Genomic DNA, 21709 nt, shown 5'->3' with positions numbered 1-21709 from the left:
AGCAGAGCCTGCCCGAAAAGGTCAGGCGAGGAGAATGGATGTCCACATCAAAATCATCCAGCCAAAGCCAAGAATGGCAGCAGCAGAAGTTGCATCAGCAAGAAGTCGTCTCATAACCAGCTCCGTATCGGTTGTTCGTTCTGGTTATGTTCTTTCACGTTTTGTTCCGGTTGCCAAGAAGTTTTTGGTTAACGCAGAAATGCCGTGATTAAACAGGAGCCTGGAATGAAACGAGCTTGCCGTTCTCGAGCGTCAGAACGCGATCCATGCGCTCTGAAAGCGCAATATTGTGGGTGGCGACCAGAGCGGCAGCCCCCTCGTCACGCGCGGCCCGGCGGAAACTGTCAAACACAGCTTCGGACGTGGCCGGGTCCAGATTGCCGGTCGGTTCATCCGCCAGAATGAGTTTTGGAGAATTGGCAAAGGCGCGGGCAATGGCGACACGCTGCTGTTCGCCGCCGGATAGTTCCGCCGGCCGATGAGTCAGGCGTTCGCCGAGACCGAGTGCGGTCAACAAACGCTGTGCTTCCGGCATGGCCTTGTGGCGCAATTCGCCATGGATCAGCCGCGGCAGGGTGACATTTTCCAGCGCATCGAATTCCGGCAGCAAATGGTGGAACTGGTAGACAAAGCCGACAAAATTCCGCCGCAGCGCGGTTCGCATATCATCATTGGCGTTGACCGCATCAATACCGGCCAGAGTGACCTCGCCCGCATCTGGCGGCTCGAGGAGGCCGGCAATATGAAGCAGGGTTGATTTCCCGGAGCCTGAAGGCCCGATGAGGCCGACAATTTCGCCCGGCTTGAGGTCGAGATTGATCCCGCGCAGCACGTTCAGATCTTCGCCGCCGGATACATAGGTGCGCTCGACATTGCGCAGGGAGAGTACGGCCTCACTCATAACGTAGCGCCTCCACCGGATCGAGACGCGCGGCGCGCCAGGCGGGCGGAAAAGCGGCCAACAAGGCCGAGAGCAGTCCGAACAGGACGGCAAAACCGACTTCACCCGGATCAATTCGCGCGGGCAAACGCGTCAGGAAGTAAACTTCCGGATTGAACGGGTCGACGCCGGTCAACAGCTCGATGAAATTCTGGATATGCTCGATATTCAAGACGAACAGAAAGCCCATAGCCGCGCCGGAAAGGGCGCCGACGGCGCCAATCATCAGTCCGATAATCAGGAAAATGCGCATCACAGAGCCACGTGTGGCTCCCATTGTTCGCAGGATCGCAATATCCCGGCCCTTGTTCTTCACCAGCATGATGAGCCCGGTGATGATATTGAGCGCTGCAATCAGGATCACGACCGACAGGATAAGGCGCATGGCAAAACGCTCAACCTGAAGCGCCTGATAAAAGGCCAGGCTTTGATCCCGCCAGTCATAAATCGCCACGCCATTTCCAACGGCCTGACGGATGCTGACCATGGTGTCGTTGATCTCGACCGGGTTTTCCACGCGGGCCTCGATGGTTAATGGGCCATCCTGTGCAAAGAACAAAAGCGCCTGTTCCAGCGGCATGAAGGTCACGACCTGATCGAATTGATGAACACCGACGGTGAAGATGCCCGCAACAGTATAGGCCTTGCGCCGCGGTACGGTCCCGAACGGACCCGACGATCCATTGGGTGCCAACAGGGTAATCTCATCGCCGGGAACGACACCCATGCGTGTCGCCAGCGCCCGGCCGATCAGAATATTGTCACCGCCATTATTGCCCACGCCGAAAGTTTCGAATGTGCCGTCAATCAGGCCGTATCTTTCGTCTGCAGTTGGTACGGCGGAAATCCGGGGAATATTGGCAATATCGGACGGCTGGACGCCGATCACCTGTGCGCCAACCGTTTCACCATTGGCCGTGAACAGCGCCTGCCCTTCATAGCGGGGCCCAACGTTCAAAATGCCGCGAATGGTCGTCAAATCGCGCTGGATTTCGTCAACTTCCGGCTCGGTCAGACCCCGAACATCGACGTAGATGTGACTTTGAGCCCCCAGCAACTGGCTTAGAAGCTCATAGCGAAAGCCGTTCATGATGGAGAGTACGATGATCAGCGCGGCGACGCCCAGCATGATGCCGAGGAAGGAAATGATCGCGATCAGGGCGATCCCGCCTTCCTTGCGCCGGGCGCGCAGATAGCGCATGGCGATGACAAATTCGAACGGCGCAAAGGGCCGCGCGCCACCCAGCCGGGTATCAGCCATTCGTAAATGATCCTTCCGCAAGCCGGTTGATGGCATCCTCCAGAGAGAACTCGTGCTTTTCTCCGGTCCGACGCACTTTCACTTCGATCTTGCCCTCTTTCAGCCCCCGGGGGCCAATGACCAATTGGTAAGGCAGGCCGATCAGGTCCATCCGTGCAAACTTGGCCCCTGCCCGGTCCGCCGTATCGTCCAGCAAAGGCTCCCGGCCCGCTCTGGTCAGCGCGGCATAGGCTGTCTCGCAAGCCGCATTGGTGTCGTCGTCGTCAGCGCGCATATTGATGATGCCGACGCCAAACGGTGCCACGCTTTCCGGCCAGATAATACCGTCATCGTCATGGCTGGCTTCAATGATGCCGCCCATCAGACGCGATACGCCCACGCCATAGCTGCCCATGTGAACCGGGCGTTCCTTGCCGTCCGGATGCGCCACAACGGCCTTCATCGGCTCGGAATACTTCGTGCCGAAATTGAAGATGTGACCGACTTCGATACCGCGCGCCGACAGACGTTTGCCTTCTGGCACTTCGGCCTCGAAGCGCGCCGCGTCGTGCATTTCCTCGGTCGCGGCATAAAGCGCCGTGCGTTGATCCACCAGCGGCTGAAGATCGCCGTCGAAATCCACATCCAGTCCCGGCGCGCCCATCTCCACGAGGTCCGCATGGCAGAAGACTTCGCTCTCGCCGGTCTCAGCCAGAATGATGAATTCATGGCTGAGATCACCGCCAATGGGGCCGGTGTCAGCGCGCATCGGTACAGCCTTCAGTCCCAGACGGGAGAAGGTATTGAGATAGGCCACGAACATGCGGTTATAGGCGTTGCGGGCGCTGTCCTCGTCCAGATCAAAGGAATAGGCATCCTTCATAAGGAATTCGCGGCCGCGCATCACGCCGAAACGCGGGCGGATCTCGTCGCGGAATTTCCACTGGATGTGATAGAGCAGCTTCGGCACGTCCTTGTAGGAACGGCAATAGGCGCGGAAAATCTCGGTGATCATTTCCTCATTGGTCGGACCGTAAAGCAGATCGCGCTCATGGCGGTCGACAATGCGCAACATTTCCTGGCCATAGTCGTCATAGCGGCCGCTCTCGCGCCACAAATCAGCGGGTTGCAGGGTCGGCATCAGCATTTCGGCCGCCCCTGCCCGGTCCTGCTCCTCGCGGACAATCTGCTCGATCTTGCGCAAGACGCGATGACCCAACGGCAACCAGGCATAGATTCCGGCGGCTTCCTGACGGATCAGGCCAGCGCGCAGCATCAGCCGGTGCGAGACAATCTGGGCGTCGGAAGGGGTTTCCTTCAGAACGGGGATGAAATAACGGGAAAGGCGCATGGGTGGGGTTCCGCAACGGTCTGAATTTCGACTCTGACGCTTAACCGGGCTTGGCGGATGGAGCAAGGCGGTTGCGCGTCATCGCAGGTATCCGGGTGTTGCTTGAGCGCAAATTCTGGCATGCCATGTCAGAGGGGAAGAAATGTCCGAATTTCCGCGTAATGATCTTGAAACGGCCATGCTGCAAGCGGCAGACGATCCTGTTGCCCGGCCCGATTTCTACGCAGCGCTGCTGCAGGCGCGCATCTATGTGATCGGGGATGTAAGTGCCGACCTTCCCGACGGCGAGTTCCGGATATCGGAGGGCGACACGATATCGCTCGCCAATTTCGAATTCGAAGACGGCCAGCCCTACATCCCCTTCTTCACCTCGCTGGAGGCGCTGAATGAAGCGGTCTCCGGTGAAACGCCCTATCTTTCGATCGGAACGCGTGAGCTCCTCGATTCCACGCGCGGCAATTTTCTTGTCCTCAATCCCGGACAGGATATCGCCAAGGAATTCACGCCTGCGGAAATCACTCACCTTCTGGATGGCACGCCCATCTCCGGAACAGGCGAATACCAGCTGGACAAGGGCGTCGCAGTGCAAATCAGCCCGCCGGAGGATGAGCCCGTCGAATTGATCGACGCTCTGACACGGCTTTTTTCACGGCATGGGGCGATAAAGCGCGCTTTCTACGCTCAGATGCTGGTGGAAACGCAGGACAAGCCGCTCAGCCTGGTGATCGCGCTGGACACTGACGGCGGCATGGACCGGCTCATACGGGAAATGCAGATGGTCATACCTGACACCGCGCCGGAGGACCTGCCGGTTGATATTGTGGTGTTGGGAGACGCCAACAGCCTGGTGGACCAGTATTTCCGGACAGTGAACATCGCGCCGTTCTACGAACGGAGCTGGGGACAGCGGCTCAGAGGTTTTTTCGTAAAGAGCTAGGCGTCCCAGGCGTGCTCGTCGGGAAGGAAGGGTATGTCGTTCAGCGAGATCAGCTGGAATTCCAGAACCACGAACAATATCAGCCATATGATGGCGGCCGTGACAGTCGTGATCCAGGCCTTGCTCTTGAAGTTCGCAACAACAGGCGCGCCGGCATCCGTGCCTTCAATGATGTCCCCGCTTTCCGCTTGCCCGGTAATGCCGAATGGCAGGACCGCAAACAGCGCGATCCACCAGACAATCAGATAAACCACCAGGCCGGTGACGAAGTCCATCCCCTCGCCCGGGCGGATCAACTGGAACAACCAGGCGAGGGCCGCGATCGCGACCACCGAGATCTGAGCGATTTTTATCGGTGTCATCAGGGTTCCTGCATCAATTCAATCAGAACACCATGGGTGTCCTTCGGGTGAACAAACACAACCGGCACGCCGTGAGCGCCGATATAGGGCTCTCCCGTCCCGAGAATAGTTGCGCCGCTGGCCTGCATGGCATCACGGGCGGCGATAATGTCCGCCACCTCGAAACACAGATGGTGCTGCCCCCCCTTCGGGTTTTTCTCGAGGAATTTGTTGACCGGGCTTTCCGGTCCCGATGGCTCCAGCAATTCCAGTTCGGTATTGCCGGTATTCACAAAACAGACCTTTACACCCAGTTGCGGGAAGTCCTTGATTTCCGTCACCTTGTCCAACCCGTAGAGCGCGCCATAAGTGTCGCGCGTCGCGGTGATGTCCGGTGTCGCGATTCCAATGTGATTGAGACGTCCGACTTTCATTCCATCTCTCCTCAGGCGGTGAGTACCATAATATCCACCTGGGGCTTCTTGCCCCAGAGATGGCTGAGCTCGCGGCGTACGCCACGTCGTACCATCTCCTCGACTTCCGCCTCATCGCAGCGATCCCGGCGCTTCATCCGGTCAAAAGCGGATTCCGCTGTTTCGCCTATGAGATCCAGCCATTGTTCTTCGGATCGTTCGCGGGTTTCGGGCAAGCCCAATGCGCGGACGTCCGGCCCGGAGATCAGCGCGCCCTGCCCGTCAATCACCATCGCAACAGTAATATGCCCGGCAAAGGCCATGGACCGGCGCTCTCGAATGGCGGGGTTTTCAGCTTCGGTCAGCAGATTTCCGTCGACGTAGAGGCGTCCGGATTTGACCTCGTCCACAACATGGGCGCCGTCCTTTGTGATACGGATCATATCGCCATTGCGGCCCGGCAAGGCATGCGGAACCTGCAGCGATTTGGCGAATTCGGCATGTTCGACCAGATGGCGGCGTTCGCCATGCACCGGAATGGCGATGCGTGGCTTGACCCAGGCATACATCTGTCGAAGTTCGTCGCGGCACGGGTGGCCGGAAACGTGAACATGCCGGTCGCGCTCGGTGATGATGTCGACGCCGCGTTCAGCGAGCTGATTCTGGAGCTCGAAAATACCCGCCTCATTCCCCGGAATGACACGGGACGAGAAAATCACGGTATCTCCGGTGGTCAGGTTGATGGAGCGGTGATCACCGCGCGCCACGCGGGACAAGGCCGCACGCGGCTCGCCCTGGCTGCCGGTACACAGATAGAGGATTTTCTCGGCCGGGAATTGGGCGGCATCATCTTCGTCAATGAAGGGTTTGGCATTCTTCAACATGCCAACGGCTTTGGCGGCGGCCGCCATACGATGCATCGAACGCCCGGCCAGACAGACCCGGCGGTCATTGGCTTCGGCGGCCACGATGGCCGATTCCATCCGCGCGACATTGGAGGCGAAGGACGCAATGGCAACGCGGCCCTTCAGCTCACCGACCAGCTCGATCAGGTTTGCCCGAACCCCGGCTTCCGAGCCGGATTCTCCGGCTGTGAAGACATTGGTGCTATCGCACACCATGGCCAGCACACCCTCTTCGGCAAGGGCGGTCAGCGCATTGATGTCGGTGGCCTCTCCGATCTGGGGTTCGGGATCGATCTTCCAGTCGCCCGTGTGCAGGATCAGGCCTTCCGGTGTCCGGATAGCCAGCCCGTTCGGCTCAGGGATGGAGTGGGTGAGTGTGACGAAGCTGATGTCGAACGGATCCAGATTGATATGGCCATCCAGCGGCACGACATTCACGATGGCTTGCTTGTGGAGGCCCTTCTCCTTGAGCCGGTCCACCATCAGCCATGCCGTGAATGGCGTTGCATAGATCGGACAGCGGAAGCGTTCCCATAAGTGGGCAACCGCGCCCATATGGTCTTCGTGAGCATGGGTCAGGATGATCGCCAGAAGATCATGCGCGCGTTCCTCGATGAAATCGGGATCCGGCATGATGATATCGACGCCCGGCGTGGTCAGGTCCCCGAAGGTGACGCCGCAATCGACCATGATCCATTTCCGGTTCTCTTCCGGCCCATAGCCGTAGAGATTGAGGTTCATGCCGATCTCGCCTGAACCGCCGAGTGGCAGGAAGTAAAGCCCGTTATCGTTAGCCATTATCGAGCTCCACCGCCATTCAGACGCCAGACCTCATGCAGACCGCGAATCGTCATGTCGGAATCAAAATGATCGATTGACCGGGCTGCGCCTTCGAAGAGCGAGGCGACACCGCCCGTAGCGATAACCGTCAGCTCTTCGGGATATTCCTCACGCGTCCGGCGCACGAGGCCGTCGATCAGCTCGACATATCCCCAGAAGACGCCCGATTGCATGGCCGACACCGTATCCTTGCCGATGATGTGGTCCGGCTGGCGGATTTCAATGCGCGGCAGACGTGCCGCCGCTTCGTGCAGGGCTTTCATCGACAGGTTCACACCGGGCGCAATGATGCCGCCTTCGAAGGCGCCGTCGCTGGAAACCACGTCAAATGTGGTCGCCGTTCCGGAATCAATGAGAAGCAGCGCGCCATCATATTTCGTTCGCGCGCCGAGCGCATTGACCAGACGGTCGGCACCTGCCTCCTGCGGGCGCGGCAATCGCACCTGAACCCCCAGCTCGACATTGGGTTCTCCAATGATCAGCGGTTCGGCGTTGAGATAACGACGCGAGAGATTGCGCAGATTGAACAATGCCTGAGGCACGACGGTCGAAATCACGCAGGCGGAAATATCGCCAAAGCTCAACCCGTTCATATCCATGATCTGGCTGAGCCAGACGGCATGTTCGTCCGCAGTGCGGGTGGAATGAGTGGCCGTGCGCCACTGGGCGCGCCAATCCGCCCCGTCATGGACGGCAAAGAGCGTATTGGTATTACCACAATCGATTGCAAGAAACATGAGGAACGGTCTAACCCAAAGCCCCGGGGAAAAATACATCTCCCGCTGAAATAAGGCGCGACTGGCCGCCGGCGAGCTCGAGCTTCAGCGATCCGTCCGATGCAAGGTCTGTGAAGACACCCTCCAGCGTTTCGGTCTCCAGCCGCACAAGACAACGCTGACCGACACCATGGGCCCGGGACAGCCACGCGTCGCGGATCGGCGTGAAGCCTTCCCTCGCCCACACGGATCGCCAATGCTCAAAACGCCTGGCCAGCCTTTCCAGGGCGGAATCAGCGTCCACCGTTGCGCCGAGGTCGGCGAGGCTGATTGCGGGTCGATCCGGAATGTCCGGCGCGGCGGCCAGGTTGATGCCGATGCCGACAACCAGCTGAACGACCTGCCCCGGTGCGTCCGCGGACTCCAGAAGAATGCCGCAAACTTTCCGGCCGCCAATCAAGACATCATTGGGCCACTTCACCTTGACGCTATGACCAGAAAGTGCGGACTGGCAGACCTCGGCAGCCGCGATAGCGGCGGCAAAAGACAATTGCGCCGCTTCCCCCGGTGAGCATTTGAGCGAATACATGCCCGAGCAATAGAGATTGCCGTCCAGATCAGCCCAGTTCCGGCCGCGTCGTCCGCGGCCTGCGGTTTGCCGCCGCGCGGCAACCCATAGTGGCCCGATTTCGCCCGCCTTGAACCGGCGGCGCGCTTCTTCATTCGTGGAATCAATTGCGTCCAGCCATTCGGTCCGGACGCCCGCAGATGTCATCTAGAGCAGTCCGAAACCGGCACCCTGCGCGAACTGATATAGCAGAGGCACAAGAACGATGAGCGCCACCGTCGCTATCCCGGCGATATTGGTGATCCACGCGGTCGTTGCCGGCGGACCGACAAATTTCACGATCGGATCGGAGAACCACATCACCCGTACAATTCGCAGATAATAGTAAGCCGCGACGACCGAAAAGAGCACGAGCGCAATCGGCAGGAATACCAACCCGGCCTGCAGCGCGGCGTAGACGATAAAGAGTTTCCCGAAGAAGCCGACCAGGAAGGGCAAGCCACCGATGGAGAACATGGCCCCGGTCATCGTCCAGGCCAGACCCGGATGGGATTGGGCGAGCCCCGCCAGATCCTCGACCTGTTCTACCATGCCTTCGCTGGTGCGCATGGACAGAATGACACCGAAGGCCGCAATGAGGCCGATCACGTAAAGGATCATGAAGGCCAGAAGCGCCCACAAGCCGATCTCGGTGCCCGCCGCAATCGCGACGAGCGCATAGCCCATATTACCGATGGAGGAATAGGCCATCAGACGCTTGATATTGTTCTGGGTCAGCGCTCCGAAGGCCCCGACGGCCATGGACAGGACGGCAATTGCCGTAATGACCTGCTGCCACTGATCCGTCATCGCGCCGAACGGCTCCAGCAGAATACGGGCCAGCAAGACAATGGCCGCAAATTTCGGCGCGGTCGCGAAGAAGGCGGTCACCGGTGTGGGTGAGCCTTCGTAGACGTCCGGCGTCCACATATGGAAGGGGGCCGCTGACACTTTGAAGGCCAGTCCGCAGATGATGAAAACCAGGCCGAACAGGAGGCCGATAGAGACCTCACCCGAGGCGGCGGAAATGGCAATCTCGTTGAATCCGGTCGCGCCGGTAAACCCGTAGACCAGCGAGGCTCCGTAGAGCAGCAAACCGGAGGACAGCGCGCCCAGCACGAAATATTTGAGGCCCGCTTCCGAGGCCCGGAGGCTGTCGCGATTGAAGGCCGCCAGAACATAAAGCGCGAGCGATTGCAGCTCGACACCCATATACATGGAGATCAGATCGTTCGCCGACACCATCATCGACATGCCGAGTGCGGCCAGCGCTATCAGGACAAAGTATTCAAACCTGGCGAGACGCTCTGCCTTCAGATACGGCACCGCAAAGAGCAGAGCCACAGCGGCCGATCCGAAAATTGCAACCTTGGAAAACAAGGCCAGCGGATCAAACACAAATGCACCTGCAAACGCCTGCCCGCCTTCCGCCGGCACGAAGAAGGCCGCCACCAGCGCCGCAACGACCAGCAAACCCGCCGTCAATGGCGCGACGAACCCGGCGGCCTTGTCGTTATCCTTTATGAAAACGCCGAGCATCAACAGCGCCATCGCACCAATCGCCAGAACCAGCTCCGGAGCGAAGAGTGAGTATTCAGCGGTGAGCGTTGAAAGGTTCATCGCTTCGGTCCCTACTGTGCGCTGGCGGCAAGGGCCGCCTGATAATTGGAAATCAGCTGCTCCACCGATGCTGCGGTTACATCCGTGATCAGCGTCGAGAAGAAGCCGAGAACGATGGTCGCGATGATCAGCGGCGTGAAGATCGCCCATTCGCGGACATTCATGTCGTTGATCTCGGCCAGCTTCGGATTGGTCAGGTCGCCCAGCACCAGGTTGCGATAGGCGGTCAGCATATAAACGGCCGACAGGATCACCCCGATGGCAGCGCCTGCAGCGGCCCAGGTCGACACCTGGAATGTGCCGATCATGACCATGATTTCACCGACGAAGCCGGATGTGCCCGGCAGGCCGACATTGGCCATAGTGAAGAGCGCCAGAATGGCGGCGTATACCGGCATCCGGTGAACGAGCCCGCCATAGAAGGCGATTTCGCGCGTGTGCATACGGTCATAGATCACGCCGACGGCGAGGAAGAGCGCGCCGGAAATCACGCCGTGCGAGAGCATCTGGAAGATCGCGCCCTGCACGCCCAGCTCGGTCATCGCAAAAAGACCCATCGTCACGAGACCCATATGGGCGACCGAGGAATAGGCGATCAGCTTCTTGATGTCGGTCTGCCGGAAAGCCACCAGCGAGGTGTAGATGATGGCGATCACCGACAGGACGAAGACGAGCGGCGTGAAATAGGCCGTCGCATCCGGGAACATCGGGATGGAGAATCGCAGGAATCCATACCCGCCCATTTTCAGGAGAACACCGGCCAGAATAACGGACCCTGCTGTCGGCGCTTCGACGTGTGCGTCCGGCAACCAGGTGTGCACCGGCCACATCGGCATTTTCACCGCGAAGGACGCGAAGAAGGCCAGCCACAGCCAAGTCTGCACTTCGGCCGCAAACGGTGTGGTCAGCAAGACCTCGATATTCGTGGTGCCGGCCTGCAAATACATGAAGACCATGGCGACGAGCATCAGCACCGAACCGAGCAGCGTATAGAGGAAGAATTTGAAGGCCGCATAGACGCGATTGGCGCCGCCCCAGACGCCAATGATCAGGAACATCGGGATAAGGCCGCCTTCGAAGAAGAAGTAGAAGAGCACCATGTCCAGAGCGCAGAAGACGCCGATCATCAGCGTTTCCAGGATCAGGAAGGCGATCATGTAGTCGGCGACGCGCTTCTCGATTTTCCAGCTCGCCAGAATGGCAATCGGCATCAGGAAGGCCGTGAGCAAAACAAAGAGCACGGACAGGCCGTCGACGCCCATACGATAGCCCATGCCGAGTTCGGTGAACCACGGCACATATTCGACCATCTGGAAGCCGGCGATCTCAGGATCGAACTGGAACATCATCACAATCGCCAGCGCGAAGGTGACGAGCGTCGTCAGCAAGGCCACGCCGCGCGCATTCTTCTCGATGAAGGCGGAGTCCTCGGCACGCGAGAACATCTTGAACAGCGTGATGACGAGGGCGCCAGCCAGCGGCGCAAAGGTTACGGCAGAGAGCATCTATTCGCCTCCCGCGCCGGTCATGGCCCAGATGGTGAGTGCCACCACCCCGATCAGCATGACAAATGCGTAGTGATAAAGGAATCCGGACTGGGCCTTCGACAGACGCCGGGCCGCCGCCATGGCCGAAGCCGCAAAGCCGTTCGGGCCAAGGCCGTCAATGATGCGCCGGTCGCCCACCTTCCAGAACAGATCGCCGAGCGCCGCAGCGCCGCGGACAAAGACGAAATTGTAGAGTTCGTCGAAATACCACTTGTTCAGCAGGAAGCTGTGCAGCGGCCCCCTGCGGGCCGCGAGCTGCGCTCCAAAGCCGGCATGGCGAATGTAGAGGAACCAGGCCAGCGCAAAGCCGAAGGCGGTCACGAAGAGCGGCGTCCAAAGTACCCAGGTGGGCGGATGGTGGCCGCCATGATATTCGCCCTCTTCGCCATGCTCGGCGTCACCGGCATGAGCCGCGTCATCACCGTGATCGGCGGCCGTTTGCGACGGTGAATGGGCATCACCCTCGTCTACTGCGGCATCCAGAGAACCGGCTTCCAGCTCGGAATGGCCCGCCATGACCTCAACGGCGAGCGAGGCACGATATGCATCGCCATAATTTCCCTCGGCATAGGGGCCTGCCGGCAGAGAATCTTCCCAGAAGGTGAAGGCATTCTGACCGACAAACTGGTTCTTGAAGGCGACGCCCGCAAAGAGCGCGCCGACCGCCAGAAGCACCAGCGGAATCATCATCACCGGCGGGCTTTCATGCGCGTGGTCGATGACCTCTTTCTCACCGCGGAACTTGCCGTGGAAGGTCATGAAGATCAGACGCCAGGAATAGAAGCTGGTCAGGCCGGCGGCGATCACGCCGACCCAGAAGGCCAGCATGCCGAAGGGTACGCCCTCCTGCCCCATCATGAAGGCCTCCTCGATAATCATGTCCTTGGAGAAGAAGCCGGCAAAGCCGATCGGCGTGCCCGGAATTCCCACGCCGGTCAGCGCCAGCGTGCCGATGACCATCAGGAGATAGGTTGCGGGGAGCGCCTTGAACGTGCCGCCCATTTTGCGCATGTCCTGCTCGTGATGCAGGCCGTGAATAACCGAGCCCGCGCCGAGGAAGAGCAGCGCCTTGAAGAAGGCGTGCGTAAAGAGGTGGAACATGGCCGCAGAATACAGCCCCAAGCCTGCGGCAAAGAACATGTAGCCGAGCTGGGAACAGGTCGAATAGGCGATGACGCGCTTGATGTCATTCTGGGCAAGACCGACTGTTGCCGCATAGAGCGCCGTCGTCGCGCCGATCACCGTCATGAAGGCCGAAGCCATCGGTGCAGCTTCGAACAGCGGATAACAGCGGCAGACGAGAAAGACGCCGGCCGTGACCATGGTCGCAGCGTGGATCAGCGCGGAAACGGGTGTCGGGCCTTCCATCGCGTCCGGCAACCAGACATGCAGGAAGAATTGCGCGGATTTGCCCATCGCACCGATAAAGAGGAGGAAGGCGATCAGCTCGATCGCATTGTATTCCATCCCGAGGAAATTCCAGGTCAGCGCCGCCATGCCTTCAACATCACTGAAGACGCTGTCAAAGCTGATGGATCCGAAGATCGCAAAGATCGCCATGATGCCAAGTGCAAAGCCGAAATCGCCGACGCGGTTGGTGACGAAAGCCTTGATGGCGGCATTGTTGGCGGACTTTTTCTTGTACCAGAAACCGATCAGCAGATAGGAGGCCAGCCCCACACCTTCCCAGCCGAAGAAGAGCTGGAGGAAATCGTCGGCCGTCACCAGCATCAGCATGGCAAAGGTAAAGAGGGAGAGATAGCTGAAGAAGCGTGCCCGATGCGGGTCGTCGCTCATATAACCCCAGGAATAGACGTGGACGAGCGAGGAGACGCTCGTCACCACGACCAGCATGACCGCCGAGAGCGTATCGAGGCGCAGCGACCAGGTCGCCTGGAAGTCGCCAATGCTCATCCACGTTGCGAGCGGGATGGTGCGGACGTTTTCAGCGAAGATGACGTCGTAGAAGACCCAGGCCGACAGGACGGCAGAGAGGATCAGCAGGCCGGTGGTGATCACCTGAGCGGCGCGATCACCGATGAAGCGCTGGAACAGTCCGGAGACCAGCGCGCCGACAAGCGGGCCGAAGACGATGAGGATCGGTGCCATGCCTCTAGCCCTTCATCAAATTCACGTCTTCGACCGAAATGTTTCCACGATTCCGGAAGTAGACGACAAGGATTGCAAGGCCCACCGCGGCTTCAGCCGCCGCGACGGTGAGAACGAACATGGCAAAGACCTGACCGGCGAGATCGCCGAGGAAGGAGGAAAACGCCACGAGGTTGATGTTGACGGCGAGCAGCAGGAGCTCGACCGACATAAGGAGAATAATGACATTCTTGCGGTTCACGAAAATGCCGAACACCCCGATGGTGAACAGGATCGCGGCAACCGCGAGATAGTGTGACAGCCCGATCTCGGTCATTCGCCCAGTCCCTCTCCGGATTTCACATCGTGCATGGTCACCGCGGTCTTGCGATCGCGTCCGACCTGTTCAGCAATATTCTGACGTTTCACATGCGGCTTGTGGCGCAAGGTCAGGACGATGGCGCCAATCATGGCGACCAACAGAACCAGACCTGCGGCCTGGAAGAAATACGCATAATCGTCATATAGCAGCATGCCGAGCGCCTCGACATTGGAGACGCCTTCCGGTGTGGTACTGGCACCTGCGGGGGCCACGACATTCGCCTGCGTCCAGGACTGACCGACAATGATCAGTTCCGCGACCAGCACGATGGCAACCAGCGCGCCAAATGGCAGATCGCTGAGGAAGCCCTGCTTCAACTCGGTGAAATCAACGTCGAGCATCATCACGACAAACAGGAAAAGCACAGCGACCGCGCCGACATAGACCACGATCAGGAGCATGGCGAGGAATTCGGCACCAAGGAGCACGAACAGGCCCGCTGCCGAGAAAAATGCAAGGATCAGCCAGAGAACGGACCTCACAGGGTTTCGCGCGGCCACGACAAAGAAAGCGGACAGGACCGTCACGCTCGCCAAAATCCAGAATGCTATTACCTGCAGCATCAGCCGCCCCGTTTCCTTTTGCGCCCGCCCTAGCGGTAAGGCGCGTCCAATTCCAGATTGCGCGCGATCTCGCGTTCCCACCGATCGCCGTTCGCAAGCAGTTTTTCCTTGTCGTAATAAAGCTCTTCACGGGTTTCCGTGGCGAACTCGAAATTCGGTCCCTCGACGATGGCGTCGACCGGGCAGGCTTCCTCGCAGAAGCCGCAATAGATGCACTTCACCATGTCGATGTCATAGCGCGTCGTGCGGCGCGAGCCGTCTTCGCGCGGTTCCGCCTCAATGGTGATGGCTTGTGCCGGGCAGACCGCTTCACACAGCTTGCAGGCGATGCAACGCTCTTCGCCATTGGCGTAGCGGCGCAAGGCATGCTGGCCGCGGAAACGCGGGCTGAGCGGGCCTTTTTCAAACGGATAATTGATGGTCGCTTTCGGCTGCGCCATGTAGCGCAGGCCCATGACAAAAGCGCCCCAGAAATCCATCAGCAAGGCGCCGCGAATGGTTTGGGCGATACGGCTCATGAGGCAGCTCCCGAATAGGCAACGTAAGCGCCAACCAGCACGACGGCACCGAGTGAGGTCGGCAGGAAGATTTTCCAGCCCAGACGCATCAGCTGGTCATAGCGATAGCGCGGCACCAGCGCCTTCACCATGGCGAACATGAAGAAGAAGAAGATCACCTTGGCGGCAAACCAGAAGAAAGGCGGCAGGAAGGACAGGAATTCGAACGGCGCATGCCATCCGCCAAAGAAGAGGATGGTGGTCATGGCGCACATCAGAACGATGTTGAGATATTCGCCGATCATGAAGAGCAGATACGGAGTGGAGGAATATTCCACCTGGTAGCCGGCCACGAGTTCCGATTCCGCTTCCGGAAGATCAAAGGGCGGGCGGTTAGTCTCCGCCAGCGCCGAGATGAAGAAAATGCCCGTCATCGGGATCATCACCAGGAACATCGGCACCGGCAAGGTGTGCAGGGCCAGCATGTTCCAGTTCCAGAAACCGCCGGCCTGCTGATCGACGATGACCGACAGATTCATGGAGCCCGCAAACAGCAGGACGGTGACGATGATGAAGCCGATGGAGACTTCATAGGACACCATCTGCGCGGCAGACCGCAGCGCACCGAGGAATGGATATTTCGAGTTGGACGCCCAGCCGCCAATGATGATGCCGTAAACGCCAAGCGAAGAAATCGCGAATAGGTAGAGGATACCGACATTGAGATCGGCAATCACCCAGCCCGGCGCGACCGGCACCACGGCCCAGCCGATAAAGGCGAGGATGAAGGTGATCAGCGGCGCAATCAGGAAGAGCGTGCGATCCGCCCCGGCGGGCACGACGATTTCCTTGAACACGAATTTCAGGAAGTCGGCAAAGGATTGCAGCAAGCCGAAAGCGCCGACCACGTTGGGACCCTTGCGCATCTGGACCGAGGCCCAGACCTTGCGATCCAGCAGAAGCAGGAAGGCCAGCGAGATCAGAAGCACGATCATGAAGGCCAGAATCTGACCGACCGCCACAAGCGTCCACTCGACGGAAACCGGCCAGCTGAGGAAGGGAATCGGATCCATCGTCTCCATCTCCCCTACTCCGCCGCTTGCGCGTGAGGCGCTGATTTGAGTGCCGAACAGTCCGCCATGGTTTTCGAGGCCCGTGCGATTGCGTTCGTGAGGTAGAAGTCAGCGATTGCCAACCGGAAAGGCTCGGCGCCCATATCGCCCGCTTCGCCAATCGATGCCACATCAAATTCAGCGGCTGTGGCGTGGCCCGGCGCATGATCAATGCCGCCGAAGACGGGATGATCGGCAATCAGCTTTGCCCGTAATTCTTCCAGCGAATTATACGGCAATGTCTTGTTCAGGCGATCGGACAGGGCGCGGAAAATGGCCCAGTCCTCTTTCGCCTCGCCCTTCGGGAAGATGGCGCGGGCATTGAATTGCACGCGGCCTTCCATATTGGCCCACATGCCTTTTTTCTCGGTATAGGTGGCGCCGGGCAGGATCAGATCCGCGCGATGCGCACCGCGATCGCCGTGATGACCCACATAGATTACGAAGGCATCGCCGAAATCGGCATCGATTTCGTCTGCGCCCATCAATACGATGGTGTCCATACCGCCCGTCTGCATCTCTGCAACCGATTTGCCGCCCTTGCCCGGCACAAATCCGAGATCGAGTGCGCCGACGCGCGAAGCAGCGGTGTGCAGCACGTTGAAGCCGTTCCAGCCATCCTTGACTGCGCCGACCTTGGCCGCGACCTCGCCGGCGGCGCGCAAGACCTGAGCGCCGTCTGCGCGGGCCAGGGCTGCGGCACCGACAATGATCATCGGCTTGTCGGCATCTTTCAGGGTCTTGGTGAAGCCGGAGCGCTTGCCGCCAAAACCCTTGAGGTCCTTGGGGCCATCGCCCACCTGCTCGAACGGATAGGTCAGATCACCTGTGGCGCCGATGACACCAACTTTCACGTCGCGCTCCAGCCATGCCCGGCGGATGCGGGCATTGAGCACGGGCGCTTCGAGGCGCGGATCGGTGCCGACCAGCAGGATGGCATCGGCCTCGTCAATTCCGGCAATGGTAGAGTTGAACAGCCAGCTTTCGCGCGGACCATCGCCCAGCTTTGCGCCATCCTGACGACCATCGATGGAGGTCACGCCAAGCGCGTCGAACAGGTCTTTCGCGGCTTTCAGTTCCTCAATCGAGTTGAGATCGCCAGCGATGACGCCAATCTTCTTTGCATCTCCGGAGAGTTTGTCTGCGGCAACGCCGAGCGCTTCTTCCCACGACACAGGTGCCAGCTTGCCGTCTTTTCGGGCATAGGGCTTGTCGAGGCGCTGGCGCTGCAGGCCGTCCCAGATGAAGCGGGTTTTGTCGGAGATCCATTCCTCGTTAATTTCGTCATTGACGCGCGGCATGATGCGCAGAACGCCGGGGCCGCGGCTGTCGACACGGATCCAGGAGCCCATCGCGTCCATGACATCGATGGTCTCGGTCTTCTTCAGCTCCCAGGGGCGTGCATTATAGGCATAGGGCTTGGAGGTGAGCGCACCAACGGGGCAGAGATCAATCACATTGCCCGAAAGCTCGGATTCAACCGCGGCTTCCAGATAAGTGGTAATCTCGGCATCCTCGCCGCGATTGAGCATGCCGATTTCGGGCGAACCCGCGACTTCAGTCACAAAGCGCACGCAGCGCGTACACTGGATGCAACGGGTCATGATCGTCTTGATCAGCGGGCCCATATTCTTGTCTTCAACGGCGCGCTTGTTCTCGGTATAGCGCGTGCCGGAGCGGCCATAGGCCATGGCCTGATCCTGCAGGTCACATTCGCCGCCCTGATCGCAGATCGGGCAATCGAGCGGGTGATTGATCAACAGGAATTCCATGACGCCTTCGCGCGCCTTCTTCACCATCGGTGAAGCGGTATTCATCGCCGGCGGTTCGCCATTCGGCCCACCGCGCATGTCCGACACATTCATGGCGCAGGACGCCGCCGGCTTCGGCGCGCCGACCAGCTCGACCAGACACATGCGGCAATTGCCGGCGACTGACAGGCGCTCGTGATAGCAGAAACGCGGGATTTCCTTGCCAGCCGCCTCGGCTGCCTGCAGCAGCGTGTAGTGGTTCGGGACGTCGATTTCCTCGCCGTCGATGATGATGGTGCGGAGATTATCAGTCATCGGTGTCTCCTACTCCGCGGCCATGTGTGACACCGCGACGGGCTTGCCGGCGCGATAGGTATTGATGCGGTCTTCGATCTCGTGGCGGAAATGGCGGATCAGGCCCTGCACCGGCCAGGCCGCGGCATCGCCGAGCGCGCAGATCGTGTGGCCTTCCACCTGACTGGCGACGTCCAGCAGCTTGTCGATCTCGTCGGTCGAGCTTTCGCCCCGTGCCATGCGTTCCAGCACGCGCCACATCCAGCCTGTGCCCTCACGGCACGGCGTACACTGGCCGCAGCTTTCATGCTTGTAGAAATAGGAGATGCGGGCAATCGCCTTGATGATGTCGGTGGATTTATCCATGACAATCACCGCCGCTGTACCGAGGCCGGATTTCACATCCTTCAGCGCATCAAAATCCATCAGGATATCGGTGCAGGTATCGGCCGGAATACACGGCACGGACGAGCCGCCCGGGATGATGGCTTTGAGATTATCCCAACCACCGCGCACGCCGCCCGCATGGGTTTCGATCAGCGTTTTCAGGGGGATGGACATGACCTCCTCGATATTACAAGGCTTGTTCACATGGCCGGAAATCGAGAACACCTTGGTGCCGGTATTGCCCTGTCGGCCAAAGCCCGCAAACCATTCCGCGCCGCGGCGGATAATGGTCGGTGCCACGGCGATGGATTCCACATTGTTGACCGTCGTCGGGCAGCCATAAAGGCCCGCATTGGCCGGGAATGGCGGCTTCAGGCGCGGCTGACCCTTCTTGCCTTCCAGGCTTTCCAGCAGCGCGGTTTCCTCGCCGCAAATATAGGCGCCGGCACCATGGTGGACGTAGCAGTCAAAGTCCCATCCATGGATATTGTTCTGGCCGATCAGCTTGGCGTCATACGCTTCCATTATGGCCTTTTCGAGCGCGATGCGTTCGTCGACATATTCACCGCGAATATAGATGTAGCAGGCCTTGGCGCGCATCGCGAAGGAGGCAATGAGACAGCCTTCGATCAGGAGGTGCGGATCATTGCGCATGATCTCGCGGTCCTTGCAGGTGCCCGGTTCGGATTCGTCGGCATTGACGACCAGATAATGCGGGCGGGCACCCACTTCCTTGGGCATGAAGGACCATTTCAGACCGGTCGGGAAACCGGCGCCGCCACGGCCGCGCAGGCCGGACGCCTTGACCTGATCGACGATCCATTCCGGACCCATATCGATCATGTCCTTGGTCGCATTCCACGCGCCGCGTTTCTTTGCGCCGTCCAGACCCGGATCTTCCCGGCCAAACAGGTTCAGGAAAATACGGTCTTTATCTTCAAGAAGTTGAACCATGATCAGGCCTTTTCCTTCTTGGGTTTGGTGTTGGGCAGCTTGACCTTCTTGGCCAGCGAACCGTCGTAAAGCGCGCCATCAGTCAACGCCATCGAACCGCCTTCGGCCTCTGAACAGGAACGACCGGTTTGCGAACCCGGCTTCGGCTTTTTATCGGCAGCGAGATCGTCGATAATCTTGCCCATCGTTTCGCCGGTCAGGTCTTCATAATAATGATCGCCCGCCGAATTGGATATCTGCACCATTGGCGCATTCGCACACGCGCCCAGGCATTCTACTTCCATCCAGGACAGTTTGCCGTCAGCCGTGACTTTGCCCTTGGGGCCGATCTTGTCCGCACAGACTTTTTTGAGGTCGTCCGCACCGCGCAACCAGCACGGCGTTGTGCCGCAAAGCTGGATCAGATGATCACCTGCCGGGGCCAGATTGAACATGGTGTAGAAGGTTGCGACCTCCATCACCCGGATTTTCGGCATGCCCAGACGATCCGCGATTTCGCGCATGGCCGGTTCGGACACCCAGCCGTCCTGCTTTTGCGCAATCCACAGCATGGGAATGACGGCAGAGGCCTTCTTGGGTTTCGGATACTTGTTCAACCAGAACTTTATTTCTTTCTCGGAATCTTTTGAAAACGAGAAGCTTTCCGGCTGGTCCAGAGCAATCTTGCGAGCGCTCATTGCGGCGTCCCTTCCCTGATGAAATCAACGCGCGAGATCAGGCTCTCATGCGCACTGTATATGGCGATCGCCTCCACGGGAGTGCTGAGCTCGCGCCCTTCAAACCAGATGCGTTCGTGGTCGATCGCGGTATTGCCCAAAACCATCCGGCTCAAAAGCTCGGCCGTCAGTCCGGGAGCCTTGAACCGCTCGGCGTAGCGAGCCCGGAAAGCCCCTGCGCCCCTGAGAACGAGATGATCCGGAAAATTGTAGATTTCAACATCTGGCGCAAAGCAGGCGCAAAAGGCATCAAGATCGCGGGCGTTGTAAGCCACAAGCTGGGCCTCTGCGAGCGCGGCGGCACTGGTCGTGGAACCCGTCATCGGTCGATTTCCCCGAACACGATATCCAACGAGCCCAGAATAGCGGACACGTCCGCCAGCTGGTGACCACGATTGATGTGATCCATGGCTTGCAAGTGGGCAAAGCCCGGCGCGCGGATCTTGACGCGATACGGCTTGTTGGTGCCATCGGCGACGAGGTAGACACCGAATTCGCCCTTCGGCGCCTCGACGGCGACATAGGCTTCGCCCGCCGGGACGTGGACGCCTTCGGTATAGAGCTTGAAGTGATGGATCAATGCTTCCATCGACTGCTTCATCTCGCCGCGCTTGGGCGGCGTCACCTTGCCCGGTCAAGGAGGACCTCGCCGGCCCTCGGGTGCCCGCGAGCCATTCGATGCATTGATGGATGATCTTGCCGATTCTGGCGCATTTCCTCCATGCGGATCAGATAGCGGTCATAGCAATCGCCGTTCTTGCCGACCGGCACGAGGAAATCGAACTCGTCATAGCATTCAGGGCTGCGCGCGGCGCAGATCCCAGGCCATGCCCGAGCCGCGCACCATCACGCCGGAGAAGCCCCAGTCCAGCGCGTCTTCTGGCTCACCACACCGATATCGGCATTGCGCTGCTTGAAGATCCGGTTCTCGGTCAGCAGGTCCCGTCGATATCGTCGAGAACACGTGGAAAGTCCTCGCACCACTCCTCGATATCGTCGATCAGCTTCGGCGGAAGATCCTGGTGGACACCGCCGGGCGGAAATAGTGCGCGTGCATGCGCGAGCCGGAGGCACGCTCATAGAAGACCATCAGTTTTTCGCGCTCTTCAAAGCCCCAGACTGGCGGGGTCAGCGCGCCCACGTCCAGCGCCTGCGTGGTAACGTTCAGAATGTGCGAGAGGATGCGGCCAATCTCGCAATAGAGAACTCGGATATACTCGCCGCGGCGCGGCACCGGAATGCCGGCCAGCTTTTCCACCGCCATGCAGAAGGCATGCTCCTGATTCATCGGCGCGACATAGTCGAGGCGGTCGAAATAGCCGATGCCCTGCAGGTAGGTCTTGTGTTCCAGCAGCTTTTCGGTGCCGCGGTGCAACAGGCCGATATGCGGATCGACGCGGTCGACGATCTCGCCATCCAGTTCCAGCACGAGGCGCAACACGCCGTGAGCCGCCGGGTGCTGGGGGCCGAAATTGATCGTGAACTTGCGATCGTCGAGCTGTTCCATG

At 59.5% G+C, this 21709-nt stretch carries 20 protein-coding genes and 1 pseudogene; 1 reads left to right on the top strand and 20 read right to left on the bottom strand.

What is annotated here, in order from left to right; translation table 11 throughout:
• Positions 1 to 208 precede the first annotated feature (208 nt).
• Genes HXX25_RS04445 through proS form a run of 3 tightly spaced genes read right to left on the bottom strand, consistent with a single transcriptional unit; the run spans position 209 to position 3531 of the window.
• On the bottom strand, positions 209 to 901 hold the full coding sequence (locus tag HXX25_RS04445) for an ABC transporter ATP-binding protein (RefSeq protein WP_187167305.1): 693 nt from the start codon (positions 899 to 901) through the stop codon (positions 209 to 211).
• A complete protein-coding gene (locus HXX25_RS04440) occupies positions 894 to 2201 on the bottom strand; it encodes a lipoprotein-releasing ABC transporter permease subunit (RefSeq protein ID WP_187167304.1) in 1308 nt (435 codons plus the stop codon). The genes HXX25_RS04445 and HXX25_RS04440 overlap by 8 nt, the downstream gene beginning before the upstream one ends.
• On the bottom strand, positions 2194 to 3531 hold the full coding sequence (gene proS, locus HXX25_RS04435; protein ID WP_187167303.1) for a proline--tRNA ligase: 1338 nt from the start codon (positions 3529 to 3531) through the stop codon (positions 2194 to 2196). Before proS ends, HXX25_RS04440 begins: the two co-directional genes overlap by 8 nt.
• 142 nt (positions 3532 to 3673) lie before the next feature.
• On the opposite strand from proS, the gene HXX25_RS04430 reads away from it, so the two are divergent.
• Positions 3674 to 4468 carry an enhanced serine sensitivity protein SseB C-terminal domain-containing protein gene (locus tag HXX25_RS04430; protein WP_187167302.1) on the top strand — a complete coding sequence of 265 codons (795 nt, stop codon included), beginning with the start codon at positions 3674 to 3676 and terminating at the stop codon, positions 4466 to 4468.
• Here HXX25_RS04430 and HXX25_RS04425 read toward each other — a convergent pair.
• The 17 genes and pseudogenes from HXX25_RS04425 to HXX25_RS14245 form a co-directional block, all read right to left on the bottom strand.
• Positions 4465 to 4830 (bottom strand): DUF1467 family protein, encoded by a 366-nt coding sequence (locus HXX25_RS04425; protein ID WP_233346880.1) that lies wholly within the window; start codon positions 4828 to 4830, stop codon positions 4465 to 4467. The genes HXX25_RS04430 and HXX25_RS04425 overlap by 4 nt on opposite strands.
• Positions 4830 to 5243 (bottom strand): methylmalonyl-CoA epimerase, encoded by a 414-nt coding sequence (gene mce, locus HXX25_RS04420; RefSeq protein WP_187167301.1) that lies wholly within the window; start codon positions 5241 to 5243, stop codon positions 4830 to 4832. Before mce ends, HXX25_RS04425 begins: the two co-directional genes overlap by 1 nt.
• Before the next feature lie 11 nt (positions 5244 to 5254).
• A complete protein-coding gene (locus HXX25_RS04415; RefSeq protein WP_233346879.1) occupies positions 5255 to 6925 on the bottom strand; it encodes a ribonuclease J in 1671 nt (556 codons plus the stop codon).
• A complete protein-coding gene (locus HXX25_RS04410; protein ID WP_187167300.1) occupies positions 6925 to 7704 on the bottom strand; it encodes a type III pantothenate kinase in 780 nt (259 codons plus the stop codon). The genes HXX25_RS04415 and HXX25_RS04410 overlap by 1 nt, the downstream gene beginning before the upstream one ends.
• Before the next feature lie 10 nt (positions 7705 to 7714).
• Positions 7715 to 8458 carry a biotin--[acetyl-CoA-carboxylase] ligase gene (locus HXX25_RS04405; protein ID WP_187167299.1) on the bottom strand — a complete coding sequence of 248 codons (744 nt, stop codon included), beginning with the start codon at positions 8456 to 8458 and terminating at the stop codon, positions 7715 to 7717.
• The gene (gene nuoN, locus HXX25_RS04400; protein ID WP_187167298.1) at positions 8459 to 9910 is read right to left on the bottom strand and encodes an NADH-quinone oxidoreductase subunit NuoN; all 1452 of its coding nucleotides are present in this window, start codon (positions 9908 to 9910) and stop codon (positions 8459 to 8461) included. It abuts the gene before it with no gap.
• Positions 9911 to 9921: 11 nt separating this feature from the next.
• Positions 9922 to 11415, bottom strand: coding sequence for an NADH-quinone oxidoreductase subunit M (locus HXX25_RS04395; RefSeq protein ID WP_187167297.1), 1494 nt, complete (start codon positions 11413 to 11415; stop codon positions 9922 to 9924).
• Complete coding sequence (gene nuoL, locus HXX25_RS04390) at positions 11416 to 13566, bottom strand: NADH-quinone oxidoreductase subunit L (RefSeq protein WP_187167296.1); 2151 nt, start codon at positions 13564 to 13566, stop codon at positions 11416 to 11418.
• A 4-nt stretch (positions 13567 to 13570) separates the two neighbouring features.
• Positions 13571 to 13882 (bottom strand): NADH-quinone oxidoreductase subunit NuoK, encoded by a 312-nt coding sequence (gene nuoK, locus HXX25_RS04385; protein ID WP_187167295.1) that lies wholly within the window; start codon positions 13880 to 13882, stop codon positions 13571 to 13573.
• Positions 13879 to 14490, bottom strand: a complete 612-nt coding sequence (locus HXX25_RS04380) for an NADH-quinone oxidoreductase subunit J (RefSeq protein WP_187167294.1) — start codon at positions 14488 to 14490, stop codon at positions 13879 to 13881. The genes nuoK and HXX25_RS04380 overlap by 4 nt, the downstream gene beginning before the upstream one ends.
• Before the next feature lie 29 nt (positions 14491 to 14519).
• Positions 14520 to 15008, bottom strand: coding sequence for an NADH-quinone oxidoreductase subunit NuoI (gene nuoI / locus HXX25_RS04375; protein ID WP_187167293.1), 489 nt, complete (start codon positions 15006 to 15008; stop codon positions 14520 to 14522).
• On the bottom strand, positions 15005 to 16060 hold the full coding sequence (nuoH, locus tag HXX25_RS04370; protein WP_187167292.1) for an NADH-quinone oxidoreductase subunit NuoH: 1056 nt from the start codon (positions 16058 to 16060) through the stop codon (positions 15005 to 15007). The genes nuoI and nuoH overlap by 4 nt, the downstream gene beginning before the upstream one ends.
• A gap of 14 nt (positions 16061 to 16074) precedes the next feature.
• On the bottom strand, positions 16075 to 18165 hold the full coding sequence (gene nuoG / locus HXX25_RS04365; RefSeq protein ID WP_187167291.1) for an NADH-quinone oxidoreductase subunit NuoG: 2091 nt from the start codon (positions 18163 to 18165) through the stop codon (positions 16075 to 16077).
• Positions 18166 to 18174: 9 nt separating this feature from the next.
• Complete coding sequence (gene nuoF / locus HXX25_RS04360) at positions 18175 to 19485, bottom strand: NADH-quinone oxidoreductase subunit NuoF (protein ID WP_187167290.1); 1311 nt, start codon at positions 19483 to 19485, stop codon at positions 18175 to 18177.
• Positions 19486 to 19487: 2 nt separating this feature from the next.
• Positions 19488 to 20162, bottom strand: coding sequence for an NADH-quinone oxidoreductase subunit NuoE (nuoE, locus tag HXX25_RS04355; protein WP_187167289.1), 675 nt, complete (start codon positions 20160 to 20162; stop codon positions 19488 to 19490).
• Positions 20159 to 20524: a nuclear transport factor 2 family protein gene (locus tag HXX25_RS04350; protein ID WP_187167288.1), complete on the bottom strand. Its 366-nt coding sequence runs from the start codon at positions 20522 to 20524 to the stop codon at positions 20159 to 20161. The genes nuoE and HXX25_RS04350 overlap by 4 nt, the downstream gene beginning before the upstream one ends.
• Positions 20521 to 21708: pseudogene (locus HXX25_RS14245) on the bottom strand (NADH-quinone oxidoreductase subunit D). The gene HXX25_RS04350 and the pseudogene HXX25_RS14245 overlap by 4 nt, the downstream one beginning before the upstream one ends.
• Position 21709 lies beyond the last annotated feature (1 nt).

Origin of the sequence: Hyphobacterium sp. CCMP332 (assembly GCF_014323565.1) — a bacterium.
Lineage (GTDB): Bacteria > Pseudomonadota > Alphaproteobacteria > Caulobacterales > Maricaulaceae > Hyphobacterium.
This window is presented reverse-complemented; position numbering and strand designations above follow the sequence as displayed.